At 70.2% G+C, this 14,686-nt stretch carries 14 protein-coding genes; 6 read left to right on the top strand and 8 right to left on the bottom strand.

Translation table 11 applies throughout. The features are described 5' to 3' along the window. The first annotated feature begins 49 nt into the window (after positions 1-49). The 3 genes from CCK91_RS18780 (at position 50) to CCK91_RS18770 (ending at position 4,208) form a co-directional block, all read left to right on the top strand. Positions 50-1,510 carry an LLM class flavin-dependent oxidoreductase gene (locus CCK91_RS18780; RefSeq protein WP_086475327.1) on the top strand — a complete coding sequence of 487 codons (1,461 nt, stop codon included), beginning with the start codon at positions 50-52 and terminating at the stop codon, positions 1,508-1,510. Then, the gene (locus CCK91_RS18775; protein WP_086475326.1) at positions 1,507-2,769 is read left to right on the top strand and encodes an acyl-CoA dehydrogenase family protein; all 1,263 of its coding nucleotides are present in this window, start codon (positions 1,507-1,509) and stop codon (positions 2,767-2,769) included. The genes CCK91_RS18780 and CCK91_RS18775 overlap by 4 nt, the downstream gene beginning before the upstream one ends. 197 nt (positions 2,770-2,966) lie before the next feature. Then, entirely contained in the window at positions 2,967-4,208 is a 1,242-nt protein-coding gene (locus CCK91_RS18770; RefSeq protein WP_086475325.1) for an acyl-CoA dehydrogenase family protein, read from the top strand. 16 nt (positions 4,209-4,224) lie between these two features. On the opposite strand, the gene CCK91_RS18765 is transcribed toward CCK91_RS18770, so the two are convergent. The 5 genes from CCK91_RS18765 to CCK91_RS18745 form a co-directional block, all read right to left on the bottom strand. After that, a complete protein-coding gene (locus CCK91_RS18765) occupies positions 4,225-4,632 on the bottom strand; it encodes a hypothetical protein (RefSeq protein ID WP_086475324.1) in 408 nt (135 codons plus the stop codon). Positions 4,633-5,057: 425 nt separating this feature from the next. Beyond that, a complete protein-coding gene (locus CCK91_RS18760; protein WP_086475323.1) occupies positions 5,058-6,440 on the bottom strand; it encodes an LLM class flavin-dependent oxidoreductase in 1,383 nt (460 codons plus the stop codon). Between the two features lie 23 nt (positions 6,441-6,463). Continuing rightward, positions 6,464-7,990, bottom strand: a complete 1,527-nt coding sequence (locus CCK91_RS18755) for a hypothetical protein (RefSeq protein ID WP_086475322.1) — start codon at positions 7,988-7,990, stop codon at positions 6,464-6,466. 95 nt (positions 7,991-8,085) lie between these two features. After that, the gene (locus tag CCK91_RS18750) at positions 8,086-8,487 is read right to left on the bottom strand and encodes an MmcQ/YjbR family DNA-binding protein (RefSeq protein WP_086475321.1); all 402 of its coding nucleotides are present in this window, start codon (positions 8,485-8,487) and stop codon (positions 8,086-8,088) included. Between the two features lie 117 nt (positions 8,488-8,604). Next, positions 8,605-9,018 carry a winged helix-turn-helix transcriptional regulator gene (locus tag CCK91_RS18745; RefSeq protein ID WP_086475320.1) on the bottom strand — a complete coding sequence of 138 codons (414 nt, stop codon included), beginning with the start codon at positions 9,016-9,018 and terminating at the stop codon, positions 8,605-8,607. 79 nt (positions 9,019-9,097) lie between these two features. Here CCK91_RS18745 and CCK91_RS18740 point away from each other — a divergent pair, with 79 nt between their 5' ends. After that, entirely contained in the window at positions 9,098-9,895 is a 798-nt protein-coding gene (locus tag CCK91_RS18740; protein ID WP_086475319.1) for an NAD(P)H-binding protein, read from the top strand. A 58-nt stretch (positions 9,896-9,953) separates the two neighbouring features. On the opposite strand, the gene CCK91_RS18735 is transcribed toward CCK91_RS18740, so the two are convergent. Together CCK91_RS18735 and CCK91_RS18730 are read right to left on the bottom strand one after the other, a co-directional pair. Then, entirely contained in the window at positions 9,954-10,991 is a 1,038-nt protein-coding gene (locus CCK91_RS18735) for a DUF418 domain-containing protein (protein WP_086475318.1), read from the bottom strand. 79 nt (positions 10,992-11,070) lie between these two features. Beyond that, the gene (locus CCK91_RS18730) at positions 11,071-11,313 is read right to left on the bottom strand and encodes a hypothetical protein (protein ID WP_086475317.1); all 243 of its coding nucleotides are present in this window, start codon (positions 11,311-11,313) and stop codon (positions 11,071-11,073) included. Between the two features lie 38 nt (positions 11,314-11,351). On the opposite strand from CCK91_RS18730, the gene CCK91_RS18725 reads away from it, so the two are divergent. Further along, on the top strand, positions 11,352-11,843 hold the full coding sequence (locus tag CCK91_RS18725; protein WP_086475316.1) for a MarR family winged helix-turn-helix transcriptional regulator: 492 nt from the start codon (positions 11,352-11,354) through the stop codon (positions 11,841-11,843). Between the two features lie 27 nt (positions 11,844-11,870). On the opposite strand, the gene CCK91_RS18720 is transcribed toward CCK91_RS18725, so the two are convergent. After that, positions 11,871-13,253 (bottom strand): MFS transporter, encoded by a 1,383-nt coding sequence (locus CCK91_RS18720; protein WP_086475315.1) that lies wholly within the window; start codon positions 13,251-13,253, stop codon positions 11,871-11,873. Between the two features lie 142 nt (positions 13,254-13,395). Here CCK91_RS18720 and CCK91_RS18715 point away from each other — a divergent pair, with 142 nt between their 5' ends. Then, the gene (locus CCK91_RS18715) at positions 13,396-14,667 is read left to right on the top strand and encodes a hypothetical protein (protein WP_086475314.1); all 1,272 of its coding nucleotides are present in this window, start codon (positions 13,396-13,398) and stop codon (positions 14,665-14,667) included. Positions 14,668-14,686: the final 19 nt, after the last annotated feature.

Genomic DNA, 14,686 nt, shown 5'->3' with positions numbered 1-14,686 from the left:
GTGATCGCCGTCGGACCCAGCCTCGACGAGACGACCCGGTGGTATCCCTGTGAGCAAGCGCATCATCCTCAACGCGTTCGACATGAGCTGCGTGACCCATCAGGCGCCCGGCCTGTGGAAGCACCCCGACAACCAGGCGCACCGCTACAACGACATCGACTACTGGATCGACCTCGCCAGACTCCTCGAGCGCGGCACCTTCGACGCCCTGTTCATCGCGGACGTCGTCGGCATCTACGACGTCTACCGCCACTCCTCCGCGCCCGCGCTCATCGACTCCGCGCAACTGCCCGTCGGCGACCCGATCATCCAGGTGTCGGCCATGGCGAAGGCGACCGAGCACCTCGGCTTCGGCGTCACCGTCGCGTCCACCTACGAGCTGCCGTACGCCCTCGCCCGCCGCTTCTCGACGCTCGACCACTTCACGAAGGGTCGGGTCGGCTGGAACGTCGTCACCTCCTACCTCGACTCCGCCGCCCGCAACCTCGGCCTCACCACCCAGATCAAGCACGACGACCGGTACGGCATCGGCGAGGAGTTCCTCGACGTCACCTACAAACTGTGGGAGGGCTCCTGGGAGGACGATGCGGTCGTCATCGACCGGGAGAACGGCGTCTACACCGACCCCACCAAGGTGCACCCCATCAACCACCGGGGCGAGCACTTCCAGGTCCCCGGCATCCACCTCTCGGAACCGTCGCCGCAGCGCACCCCCGTCATCTTCCAGGCCGGCGCCTCGGCCCGCGGTCGCCAGTTCGCGGCCACCCACGGCGAGGCGGTGTTCATCAACGGCCTCGTCCCGGAGCTGACGCGCAAGACGACCGACGACATCCGCGACCGCGCCGAGGCCCTCGGACGCCCGCGCGACAGCGTGAAGATCCTCACCCTCGCCACGGCGATCGTCGCCGACACCGACGAGGAGGCGCAGGCGAAGTACGAGGAGTACCAGCAGTACATCTCGCTCGACGGCGCCCTCACCCTCTACGGCGGCTGGTCGGGCCTCGACCTCTCGTCCTTCGACCCCGACAAGCCGCTCAAGTACGTCGACACCGACGCGGCCCGCTCGGCACTCGCGATCTTCACGCTCGCCGACCCGGAACGCGAGTGGACGCCGCGCGACATCGCCCACTACATCGGCATCGGCGGCATCGGGCCCGTGTTCGTCGGCAGTGCCGCGACGGTCGCCGACGAGATCGAGCGCTGGATCGACGTCGCCGGGACCGACGGCTTCAACCTCGCCTACGTCATCACGCCCGGCACGTTCGAGGCCGTCGTCGACCTGCTCGTGCCCGAGCTGCGTCGCCGTGGCCGGGTCTGGGACGAGTACCCGGAGGGGACCCTCCGCGGCCGCCTGAACGGAACCGGCTCCCCCGTCGTACCCGAGTGGCACCCGGCCCACCGCTACCGCGGCGCGTACGTCGGGCAGCCGTCCGCCGCCGACGACACCGCCCCTTCCCTCTTCGACACCGACGACACCAACGCCTACGCCCCAGAAGGAGCCTCAGCATGAGCATCGACACGATCAGCACTTCGACAGGCTCAGTGACCGAGAAGCCGGTCCCCGAAGGGCGTACGCACTGGTCCGGCACCGCCGACGACGCCGAGCTCGCGCACTGGGACGCCGTCGCCTCCGAGGTCGCCACCAAGCTCGCGGTCGACGTCCTCGAACGCGACCGCGCGAACCTCGACCCGACCACCGAGCTCGACCTCCTCCGCGAATCGGGCCTCGTCAACCTGCTCGACCCCGCCGAGTTCGGTGGCGGCGGTGGGCACTGGGAGAGCGCCTTCCGGGTCGTCCGCATCCTGTCGCGCGTCGACGCCTCCATCGGCCAGCTGCTCGCCTACCACTACATCAACGCGGGCAACATCGGCTTCACCGCCGACCCGGCCACGCAGGCCGACTGGCACCGCAAGACGGTGGAGGGCCGATGGATCTGGGGCGACTCCGTGAACCCGACGGACCCCGACCTCTCGCTCACCCAGGACGGCGACGCGTTCCGCCTCAACGGACTCAAGCGGTTCTCGACGGGCGCCTCGGCCGGCGACGTCATCCTCGTCAACGCGGTCGTCCGCGGTGGCGACCACGACGGCACGATCTTCCAGTTCGTCCTCGACCACGACCGCGCGGGCATCGCCTACCTCGGCGACTGGGACGCGCTCGGCCAGCGGCTCTCCGCGTCGGGTTCCGTGCGGTTCGAGGACGTCCTCGTCGAGCAGGCGGACATCCTCGGCACGGTCGGCGACGAACCGTTCTCCTCCCTCGTGACGCCCGGTATCCAGCTCGCGTTCGGCAACCTCTACCTCGGCATCGCGGAGGGCGCGCTCGCGCAGGGCACGGAGCTCGTCCGGGCACGGAAGAACGCCTGGTTCCTCAGCCACGCCGAGACCTACCGCGACGACCCGTTCGTGCAGCGCGTCGTGGGCGAGTTCGTGTCATCGATCGCCGCCGTCGAGGCGCTCGCCGACCGCACGAACGCCCGCTTCGACCGCATCATCGAGCGGGGAGCGGACGTGACCGCGGAGGACCGCGGCGCCATCGCCATCGAGATCGCCAAGCTCAAGGTCGTCTCCACGGAGCTCGGCATCGAGGTCGCGAACCGCATCTTCGAGGTCACCGGCTCCAGCTCGGCGAAGGCCTCCGTGGGGCTCGACCTGTTCTGGCGGAACGTGCGCACGCACTCCCTCCACGACCCGGTCGACTACAAGAAGCTCGAGGTCGGTGCGAACCACCTGAACGGCGAGCTGCAGCCGATCTCGCTGTACACCTAGGCCGCCCGTCCTTCGACAGGCTCAGGGACCACCCGTCGACAGGCAGGAACCACCCTTCGACAGGCTCAGGGACCGAACCCAAGCGGCTCCCAGTCGCCGAGCACCACCACCGGTCCCCGAGCACATCCACCGGTCCCTGAGCCTGTCGAAGGGCCCACCGCACAACCAGCCCACCGCCGCCTCCGGAACGGAACTCGATGACCTCCGCACCAACCTCCACCACCGCCCGCCCGGTCGGCTTCGCGGCCGCCCGCGAGCTGCTCCTGCCCCTGTTCGCCGAAATCCGGGCCGGCGCCGTGGAGCGCGAACTCGAGCACCGACTCCCGCGCGAGGAGGTGCGGAAGCTCGCTGCCGCCGGCTTCGGCGCACTCCGGGTCCCCGCCGAGTTCGGCGGTTCGGGACTCACCTTCCCGGAGTTCACCGAGCTCCTGATCGAGCTCGCGGCGGCGGACTCGAACCTCCCGCAGATCTTCCGTGGCCACATCGCCCTCGTCGAGGACCAGCTGGTCGCGGCCCCCAGCGACCGTCGCACCGCCTGGCTCGAGCGGTTCGTCGCCGGTGAGATCGTCGGCAACGCCTGGAGCGAGGTCGGCTCGGGCGCGCTCGGCGTCTCCGGAACGGTCGTCACCGAGCGCGACGGCCGCTACGTCGTGAACGGCCGCAAGTTCTACACGACGGGCAGCATCTACGCCGACTGGACGGACGCCACCGCGCGCCTCGTCGTCGAGGGCCAACCCGACACCGAGGTCACCGTGCTCGTGCGCACGAACCAGCTGGGCGTGACGATCGCCGACGACTGGGACGGCTTCGGGCAGCAGCTCACCGGCACGGGGACGATCGTCTTCGAGGACGCCGTCGTCGACGCCGACCAGCTGCACCCCTTCACCGATCGGTTCCGCTACCAGACCGCGCTCTACCAGCACGTGCTCATCGCCGTGCACGCGGGGATCGCGGCGGCGGTCGAGCGCGACGCCGGGGAGCAGATCCGCGCCCGTACCCGCGTCTACACGCACGGTCTCGCGCCGCTCGTGAAGGACGACGGGCAGATCCAGGCGGTCGTCGGCGAGATCTCGTCGATCGCGTTCGTCGCGAAGCAGACCGTCCTCGGGGTCGCCGCGGCGATCGAGCGGGCATCGGAGACCGCCGGCGACCGCGATTCCGCGGACGACCTGCAGGCGAACATCGAGGCCGAGATCCGTTCAGCCCAGGCGCAGGTGGTGCTCTCGGAGCTCGTCCCGCGGTCCGCGACCCTGCTCTTCAACACGCTCGGCGCCTCGGCCGTCAGCCGCACGAGCGCGCTCGATCGCCACTGGCGCAACGCCCGCACGGTCGCGTCGCACAACCCCGTGATCTACAAGACGCGCATCGTCGGCGACTGGTCCATCAACGGCACCCCGCCGCCCTTCGTCTGGGCCGTCGGCACGGCCAAGCCGGAGTAGCCCGCCGCGGCGCGTGTCAGCGAGCGGACCCGTCGGCAGAGGACACGACGTCCGGTCGGAGCCGTGACGCTCCGGCCATGGACAACCAGACACCGATGCCCGCCGACACCGGCACGAACAGCCAGTACGCCAGAGCCCACTCAGGGGACGTGAAGAGCCCGACGAGGAACATCACCACCCCGGCGACGAGCGCGACCGCGCCGAGGATCCGCAGGGCGACGACTCCACCGTCGAGCCAGTCAGCCGGCACGCGCGCCTGCCGCGCGCTCGTGGCGACGATACCCGCGGCGATGATGAGCCCGAGGGGCCCGATGACGAGGAGCGCCGGGGCGTCGAGCAGGTGTGTCGACGCCAGTGAGGGCAGCGACCCGAAGACCGAGATGGCCGCCGAGGCGACGATGCGTCGAGCCTCACCAGCGGGCATCGGCCCCCTATGCGGAGCAGCGATCGTGGTAGCTGTGGTCATCTGAGCCTCCCTCGGTTCCGTGCGGGCCACCATACCTGGGGACCCAGGCGCATGCCACCGACCGCCGTGGGTAGCGCGGTGAGGCCGCAGGAGCCGGACGGCATGCAACCCCAGAACACAGCCGGTCCCTGAGCCATACGCGGTCCCTGAACCGCAGCCTCTCCGGTCCCTGAGCTTGTCGAAGGGCAGCCCCACCGGACGAGCCCTTCGACAAGCTCAGGGACCGGAGGAGGTCACTCGATGGTCGGGACCGGGACGTCACACCGGAGACCACCTGCCGGCAGCCCGCGGCACAGCAGCAGGACATCCGCCCGAGAGCAGGACGTTTCGACGGGAAACGTCCGGTTCTCGGGCGAATGTCCTGCTGCTGTGCGGTTGGTGGGTCAGCGACCGGCGAAGGCGCCCCGGTAGGCGCGCAGCGGGTGCGTCTCCGGGAGGGTGGGCTCCGCACCGAAGAGCTTCTCGCGGAGCGTGCCCGGCGCGTACTCGCGCTGGGCGAGTCCGCGGTCCTGCAGCACCGGCATGACCTCATCGACGAAGACCTCGTAGGAGCGCGGGATCATCCAGTTGGCGACGTTGATCCCGTCGATCCCGGCCGCGCGCCACTCGGCCAGGTGGTCGGCGATCTGCTCCGGTGTCCCGACCACGCGGCCACGCAGCTTCGCGGTGAGCTTCGCGAGGTCGCGCACGGTCGGCTCCCGGTCCGGCGAGAGGGCCTTCAATGCCTCGAGCATGCTGTGGCCACCCTGGGTCTCGACGTCCTTCAGCGGGGTGTCCGGGTCGATCGGCTTCCCGGTCGCCTGGTCGGTGCCGAGGTTCGAGTGTGCGAGGAACGCGTCGGCCGACAGGAGTTCGTCGTACTCGGCCTCGATGCGCTTCGCCTCCTCCTCGGTGCTGCCCACGATGAACGACATCGCCTGCCAGAACTTGACGTCGCGTGGATCGCGGCCGGTCTCGGCGACGAGCGCGCGCGTCGACTCCGCGGACGCCCGCGCGGCTTCGATGCTGGGCGCCATCATGAACTGCACCTCGGCGTAGTCGGCGGCGAACGCCTTCCCCGCGCCGGACGACCCGGCCTGGAACAGGAGCGGTGAACGCTGTGGCGACGGCGAGGACAGGTGCGGGCCTTCCACGCGGTACCGTTCGCCGACGTGGTCGATCCGGTGCACCTTGGTGGGGTCGGCGAAGACGCCGCTGGCCTTGTCGGCGAGGAGCGCGCCGTCGTCCCACGACCCCTCCCAGAGCTTGCCGACGACCGCCACGTACTCCTCTGCCCACGCATACCGCTCGTCGTGCTCGACGAGGCGGTCGAGCCCGTAGTTGCGCGCCGCGTTCTCGAGGAAGCTCGTGACGATGTTCCAGCCGACCCGCCCACCGGACGCGTGGTCGATCGTCGAGATCTTCCGGGCGAAGGTGAACGGGTGCTCCTGCAGGATCGACGAGGTGAACGCGAGGCCGAGGTGCTCGGTGCTGATCGCGAGCGCCGACAGCAGCATCGACGGGTCGTTGCTCGGCAGCTGCATGCCCTCGCGGGCGTTCACGTCGAAGGACGCCCCGGCACCGCCGTAGACCCCGACGACGTCGGCGAAGAAGATCGTGTCGAACCGACCCCGCTCGAGCGTCTTCGCGAGGTCGACCCACAGGTTCACGTCGTCGAAGGTGTGCTGCTTCGCCTCCGGGTGGCGCCAGAGGCCGTGCTGCATGTGGGAGCCGGTGTTCATCACGAAGGCACCGAACTGGAGGCGGGAGGGCTGAGCGGCGGTCATCCCCTCACGCTACCGGCAGGGGCTCAACCGAAGGTGCCCTCCAGGTAGACGTCCCCCTCGGGGCCGGAGGTGTGGATCTGGTAGTCGGCGGGGTACCCCGACGGACTCGTTCCGGCGAGCGCCGGGTCCTGCAGGATGGCGACGATCGCTGCGGCCTCCTCCGGGGTCACGTCGTTCACGTAGAGCTTCGGTTGGGCGTTGACCTCGATCTCGACGCCGGGGTAGGCCTCGACGACGGCGAGGATGGCGTCGACCATCGGCACGCTCAGCTCGGCCGGGTCGTCCGCCATGGAGAAGCGTTCCGGCACACGGTAATGCGCGCCGCCCGGGTAGATCCCGCGGAGTTCCCGGACCGCCGCGGGGAGAGCGTCCATGGAGAAGACGGTGATGAGCGGTGCACCCTCCGTGACGGCGATCGACACCTGCAGCCGTTCCGTCAGCATCAGCCGCTGCAGTTCGTCGGCGATCTCGTCGATGCTCTGATCGCTCGGCACGAGCTGCACCCGCCACGGCCCCCGTGGTGGATCCTGTTGCTGGGCAAGCGAAGTCGGGTCGGCCTCCCGCTGGATGACGACGATCGCGATGCCTTCGAGGTCCTCTCCGGCTCGCTTCGCCGCGTCGGCCGCGCCGAGCACCTGCCCGACGCCGGCATCGAGCGACATCGTCACCGTCGCGCCGTGACCGACGACCTCGATGTCGGCGATCCCGTCGATGTCGGCGAGCGCGCGGGTGAATCCGTCTACGGCTTCGGAGCGTTGCGCTGCGGCCACGTCTTGCGCGGGCGGCGGGCGGAACGCTCCGGTGGACGCCACGATGACGGCGACGACGATGAGACCGGCGAGCACCGCAGTGACGACCCGCACCCGTCGTCGGCCGATGACGAACGTGAGGAGCATGATGAGCGCGGCGACGATCAGCACGGGGATGCCGTAGGCGATGAGTCCGAAGACGAGGTACATGAGACCTGCTCCGAGATTGCTCACCAGCCCACTTGCGATCAGACCCACTGGTGGTAGCCCGAAGATCACGAGGACACCGAAGCCGATCCCGGCGACCACGACCGCCGCGAGGCCACCCAAGTAGGCGAGCCCACGCGAGGGGGTCGCCCGACGGATGACCTCCATCATCGGTTGGACGATCACGAGCATGACGCCCACGGCGACGAGGATCCACCCGCCGAGCGAGCCGAGCATCTGGTACCAGAGCTCCGCCGCCGATGGCCCGCCGAGCACGATCGGCGCGTCCGGGCCGTACGACCCGGTCGATTGATCGACGCGCATGCCGGTACCGACGATGTTGAAGAGCGTGGTGATGACGCCCGCGACGGCGACGATCAGGACGGCCGAGACGGCGAGGTCGAGGGATCGGGTGAGGTACGCGATCAGGAACGCGAGCCGGGGCGATCGACGGGCAGGATGCCGCGGATCCTTGGACGCATCCTCGGGGTCCGACGAGGTCGCCACGGTCGAGGTCGCGACGACGGCTCCGAGCTCGCTCGCCTCGGCGTCATCCCGCTCAGGTGATGTCCCGGCTGCGCCCCCGTCGCTCATGGCTCCCCACTTCCGATGCGTCTCGATGACGCTCCCCCGGCCGTCAGTCTGACACGAGCCCGTCGAGATGCCGCCGCGGCCGGGTACGCGCCCGGTCAGCGTGCGTCGAGCGCGCGGAGCTGACGCTGGAGGGCGACCTGCCGGTACGAGGTGTCGATCAGTTCGGCGATGAGCGCCCAGTCGACGTCGTCGAGCGTGCGGCCGTCATCGCCGTCGAGTCCGGCGTCGAACGCGAGCTTGCCCGACGGGCCGTCGTACTTCGGCGACCAGAACCGTGCGTCCTCGAGCCAGACGCCGCGCTCCTCCTCGGCCGGCGTGAAGGTGATGCTGTGCGGGATGCGCATCTCCGACCCGACGGTCACGAACACGCGCTTGCCCGCCTTGAACCGCGGGCGTCCGTGGCCGAACGTCTCGACGGCCTCCGGATAGGCGAGGCACAACCGCCTGATGCGTTCCACGAACGGGTCGTCGGGATCGTGCACGATCGGATGCTCCATGCGCCGACGCTACTCCGCGCAGGCGTCGCGCGACAGCCCATCGAGAGTGCCCGTTCTGCGCTTGCCGGGCGCTTCACACAGCAGAACGAGCACTCTCGATGCGAGGCCAGACGGCGATCACCGGATGCGGTGCCCCGGGTGGGCGGCGTCGTACGCCGAACGCGACGCCGCGATCGCGGGCCGTTGCTCGAGCGACCAGTCGGCGAGCGTCTTGATCAGGTGGGAGAGCCCCGCACCGGACGAGGTGAGGGCGTAGGACACCTGCGCGGGCACCGTCGGGTACACGGTCCGGTCGACGAGGCCGTCGCGTTCGAGTCGGCGCAGGGTCAGCGTCAGCATGCGTTGGGAGATCCCGTCGATCGCCCGCTGGAGCTCGCGGAACCGGCGGTCGCCCGACGCGAGTTCGACGACGACGAGGACCGACCACGTGTCGCCGATGCGGTCGAGCACGTCCCGGATGCCGCAGTCCGGGTGGTCCTCCTTGCCGCAGGGTTCGAGGTCGGCGGTTACCGCGGTGTGCGTGAGTGACATGGAAGTGCCTTCTTGTGGGGCCGGAACGGGGGACGCAGACTCGTCCGAGTCATCAGTCCGAACACCGAAAGGCCCTGAAATGATCCTCGTCACCGGAACCACCGGCCAACTCGGCAGCGCGATCCTCGATGCGCTCACCACCCGTGGGGCCGCACCGCTCGCGAGCAATCGCAGCGGTCAGGACGGCGCGCGACGGATCGACTTCGACGACCCCGACACCGTCTCCTTCGTCGGGGTCGACACGCTCGTCCTCGTGTCGGCGGGTGAAGCCGAGGACGACGTCGTGATCGCCCGACACGAGACGGCGATCACCGCGGCCGAGCGGGACGGGGTGCAGCACGTCGTGTACACGAGCCTCACCTCGGCCGGAGACCACCTCGCGTTCGCGCTCGCGCACCGGTGGACCGAGCGTCGACTGCAGCACAGCAGCCTGTCCTGGACGATCCTGCGGAACGGCCTGTACGCCGAGCTGTTCGGGTCGCTCCTGGCGTGGTCGGGCGACTCGCTCGGTTCGGCGTTCGGCGACGGCGCGCTCGCCGCCGTCGCACGAGCCGACCTCGCCGAGGCCGCAGCCGTCGTCGCGATGTCACCGCCGGACCACGTCGGTCGCAGCTACGACCTCGTCGGCGAACCGATCACGGCCGCGCAGGTGGCCGATCGCCTGGCCGTCCCACTCCAAACCGTCTCCCTCGCCGAGCAGCGGGCGGCGCTGGCCGGGGCCGCGATCAAGCCGTTCCAGCCCGCCATGCTCATGTCGATCTTCACCGGCGTCCGGCACGGATTCCTCGACGGCACGGGCGACGACCTCCGCACCCTGATCGGACGCGAACCAGCGGACACGGTCGCGGTCGCCGCCGCCTCTCTTCCGCCCCGCTGAGTCGCCCGGATCTGCACGAATCCGAGCCGAAACCGTGCAGTTCCGGGCGACTCAGTGCTCAGGCGGCCGGCAGCGCAGCGCCCCGCAGTGGGACGACGCGACGCCAGGTGGCCATCCGCCAGACCCACTCGACCGGCCCGTAGCGGAAGTGCCGCAGCCAGACCCGGCTGAGCACCGACTGCACCGCGATGAGCGCGAGCGCCCCGACGCTCACCGCGGCCAGGTCGTCGATCTCCCGGAAGGGGACGAGCAGCCCGACGACCGCGAACACGGCGCTCGCGGCGAGGTAGTTGGTGAGCGCCATGCGGCCGAGGGGTTCGAAGACGGCTGCGAGGACTCGACGCACCGGCGTCTGCCAGAGCAGCGCGAATCCGGTGACGTACACGACGGCGAGGATCCCGCCCGCGATCCCGCCGGCGGTCGTGAACCGCGGGTCGCCGGGCTCGGTGGTCTGCCAGACGATGGCAGGGACGGCGAGGGCCGTCGCCACGAGGAACGTGATCCACACGGGCCGCCCGCCGGCGTCGAGCACCTTCGGCAAGCCGTACGCCGCCGCCCCCGCACCGGCGAGGAACAGTCCGGGCAGGGTCGCGAGCCCACCGCCCGTGAGCGCGTAGGCGGCGATCGTGAGCAGGACGCCGGACCCGAGCAGTGCCCAGCGCGGCAACCACAACATGAGGGGGAGCATGAGGATCCCGCAGATCGCGTACTCGCGGAGGATCTCCCCCGGGTAGAGGAACCCGTGCGCGACACCGATCAGGAGCAGCGCCCCGAGACGCAGCAGCATCGGGACGAGCGCGCCGGTGCCGCGACGGCGGGCGCCCTGGATCACGAGCATCGCGCTCAGCCCGAAGAGGAAGGCGAAGATGGGGACGAACCGCGTCTGCACCGCGAACTCGAGCACGGTGTCCATGAGCGTGGACTGTCGTCGGTCGAACGGGATGTCGCTGCCGAGCCGGGTGATGTCGGGGACGTTGACGAAGAGGATGCCGACGAGTGCGAACCCTCGGAGGGCGTCGATGAGGTGCCAGCGACGCGAGGTGGCGTCGCCGGTGGACGGGACCGGCGACGTTGGAGAAATGTTGACCTGAGACATATCACCAGTTCAGCAGACGTGGCGGAACCCCGCATGCACCTGGAGGATGACGTCCTGCCACCTCGGATGGAGATCGCCCTCAGGCAGCCGGCTCCTTCGGGCAGTGCAGCTGCGTGCGCGGGCCGGTCGTGCGGTCGACGATGTGCTCCGACATGGCGTGGCCGCAGATCGGGCACCCCGATTGCGCAGCCGGAGGCAGCGGCTCCTCGTTGTACGGACCGAGCGGCGGCGGACCGAGCACCTTCCACATGCGGCCGTTCACCCAGCCGTACAGCCCACCGGCCTCGCGCACGGACTCCCGAAAGGATCGTTTCTCGCTCATATTGATGAGTGTACTAATCATTTGGGTACGATGGGACCGTGACCGCCAACGAATCCACCACCGTCGCCACGACTGACGACCTGCTCCAGCTCGAGAACCAGGTCTGCTTCGCGCTCGCCGTCGCGTCGCGCAGCGTCATCTCGCTCTACCGCCCGATCCTCGAACCGCTCGGTCTCACCCATCCGCAGTACCTCGTGATGCTCGCGCTCTGGCAGCACAGCCCGCGCTCGGTCAAGGACCTCGGCGGAGCGCTGCAGCTCGAGCCGGCGACGTTGTCCCCACTCCTCAAGCGCCTCGAGACCGCCGGGCTCGTCCGACGCGCCCGCAGCCGACTCGACGAGCGCGTCCTCGACGTCTCACTCACCACCGCCGGCCGTGAGCTCCGCGCCCAGGCGGAGGCCATCCCGCACCGGGTCATGAACGAACTCCGGATGGACGCCGAGCATCTCACCCAGCTCCGCGAGATGCTCCATGCGGTGATCGGGGCGGCCACCACCGCGCCCGCCGTCACGGGTGCCGACCCGCGCTGACCGAGGGCTCGCCGCCCGGCGACGTCGTCAGGCCGGCGACGAGGTCGTCGTCTCCGGCGCGGTCGCGGTCCGCGGATTCCGGATGCCGACGAACGACACCACGCCGCCGACGAACATGAACACGGCGGTCGCCAGGACCACCCGTGGGAACCCGTCGACGCCGAGCGCACCGCCGGCGATGATGCCGACCAGGGCGATCGACACGAGGCCGGCCACGCGCGACACCGCGTTGTTGACCGCCGATCCGATGCCGGCATGGGCCGGATCGATCGATCCGAGGATGCCCGCGGTGAGCGGCGCGACCGTGATCGCGAGGCCGAGACCGACGAGCAGGATGCCCGGGAACAGCTGCACCCAGTAGTTCAGATCTTGCTGCGCACCCATCATCAGGAGGAAGCCGACGCCGGCGACGATCGGCCCGACCGTCATGAACAGCCGCGGTCCGTGCTTGCCTGCCAACTTGCCGAACCACGACGACAACGCGAGCATGACGAGCGTCGGCGGCAGCGTCGCAATCCCGGCCAGGGTGGCGCTGAAGCCCGCCGTCTGCTGGATGAACACCGCGATGGCGAAGAAGCCGAGCGAGAGGGCGCCGTAGATGAAGACCGTCGCGATGTTGCCGTAGCCGAAGTTCCGCACGCGGAAGAGCGACAGTGGCAGCATCGGATCGGGGTGGCGGCGCTCCCACCAGAGGAATGCGACGAAGGACGCGACACCGCCGATGAGCGGCACGAGCAGCATCGGGCTCGACCAGCTGTAGCGCTCCTGCTCGATGAGCGCGAAGACGGGGCCGCCGAGCCCGACGGCGCCGAGCACCGCACCGACGACGTCGATACGCGGGCGATGTTCGGGCTCGGGTACGCGGTCGGTGCGCATCATGAGCCACAGGGTGACGAGGATCGGGATGATGTTGATCGCGAAGATCAGGCGCCAGGACAGCGTGTCGACGAGCACGCCGCCGAGCAGCGGGCCGGTGATGCCCGCGGCCCCCGTCCATGCCGTCCAGGTGCCGATCGCCTTGCCCTGCGCGACGCCGCTGAACGTCGAGATGATGATGGCGAGCGAACTCGGCACTAGGAGCGCAGCCGCGCCACCCTGGAGCAGCCGGGCGACGATGAGGACCTCGGCGGTCGGCGCGACGGCGCACAGGATCGAGGTGACCCCGAAGCCGATGAGGCCGATGCGGAGGATGCGGATGCGCCCGAACGCGTCGGAGAGCGAGCCCGCGAGCAGGATGAGCGAACCGAGGGTGATCAGGTAGGCGTCGACCACCCACTGCTGCACGATGAGGCCGCCGCCGAGTTCCTTCGTCATCGCGGGGAGCGCGACGTTCACGACCGAGCCGTCGAGGAAGGCCACGAACGAGGAGAGGATCGCGATCGTGAGCACGAGGCGCTGCTGGCGGGTCATGGGTTCAGGGTAGCCCCGCGGACCGACGTGCCGAGCGCGATCCGGAGGAAGCTCGACAGGCGTCGAAACGCCGTCGACGACCGACGCCCGACGCCACGTCCTTCCCAGCCGATCCCCGCTCCGCGTTCGTAGACTGGAGCCCATGGACGACCTGTGGTGGCTCCCCTCGCTCATCGTGTTCGGGGGCGTCGGCATCATCGTCTGGTTGCTCGTCACCCTGCTGCGGCGGCGCAATCCGAAGACCCCCGTCGCCTCCATCGACGACCTCCACCGCCGCGCGGGCATCGCCCTCGTCCGCACCGACGACGCGGTCCGCGAGGCCGAGGACGAGGTCGGATTCGCCGAAGCGGAGTTCGGACGCGAAGCCGCCCGAGGGTATGCGGCCGACGTCGCCTCGGCGCGCTCGGCGCTCGGGGAGGCGTTCCGGCTCCGCCAGTCGCTCGAGGACGAGATCGCCGACACGGAGGCGCAGCGCCGCGCCTGGAACGAGCGGATCATCAGCGTCTGCGAGGACGTCGAGCGCACCCTGAGCGCCCGATTGCGCGGTTTCGACGAACGCCGTGGAGCGGAGCGCTCGGCCCCCGACCTCCTCGACCAGCTCGAGCGGCGCATCGACCGCGCGCGCGAGCGACTCACCACCACCGGCCTGGCGATCGCCTCGGCCGCCGATCGCTATGCGGCGACCGCCGTCGAGGATGCCCGGGTGCTCCGCCGGACCGCGCAGGACACGGTCGACCAGGCGACGGACGATGCGGCGAGGACGAAGGATCGGATCGACACCGGCCAGCCGGCCGCTGCGGCCCTGCACGCCCTGGGGCGCGAGCTGCAGCAGGCGGAAGACCGGCTGGACGCCGTCGAGCGTTCGCTCGCGGGCATCGCTGCAGCGGAGACCGAACTCGCCGCAGCGGGGCGGGAGCTCCGCACGGTGATCGCGGAAGCGGACGCCCTGGGCGCGGCGGTGGAACGCGCGGAGACGTCCGCCGTCATCGCGGCTGCCGTCGAGCGGGCGAACCGTGCGCTCCTCCAGGCGGAGTCGACCACGTCCACCGACGGCGACCGCGTCCTGCCCGATCCGGTGCGACGTCTGGAGGCGGTTCGCGCCGCCGACATCGATCTCGACGCAGCCCTCGCGACCGCCCGGAGCACGCAGCAGCGCCTCGACAACGCACGCGAGGCGATGCGCGGGGCACTGTTCACCGCGGACAGCAACATCCGCGTCGCCGTCGACGTCATCTCCGCACACCGGGGCAGGGTGGGTGCCGACGCGAGGACGCGCCTTGCCGAAGCACAGCGTCAGCTTGCGCTCGCAGAGGCGGCAGCGGTCGACGATCCGGTCGAGGCACTTGACGCGGCGAGGCGGGCGTCGCGGATCGCCCAGGACGCCGATGCATTGGCGCGATACGACGTCGGGTGACCCTCGACCTCCGACGACG

This window comes from Plantibacter elymi (nom. nud.) (assembly GCF_900177795.1).
In the GTDB taxonomy this organism is placed as follows: domain Bacteria; phylum Actinomycetota; class Actinomycetes; order Actinomycetales; family Microbacteriaceae; genus Plantibacter; species Plantibacter elymi.
The sequence above is the reverse complement of the archived record's forward strand: the minus strand, read 5'-3'. Positions and strand labels throughout refer to the sequence as shown.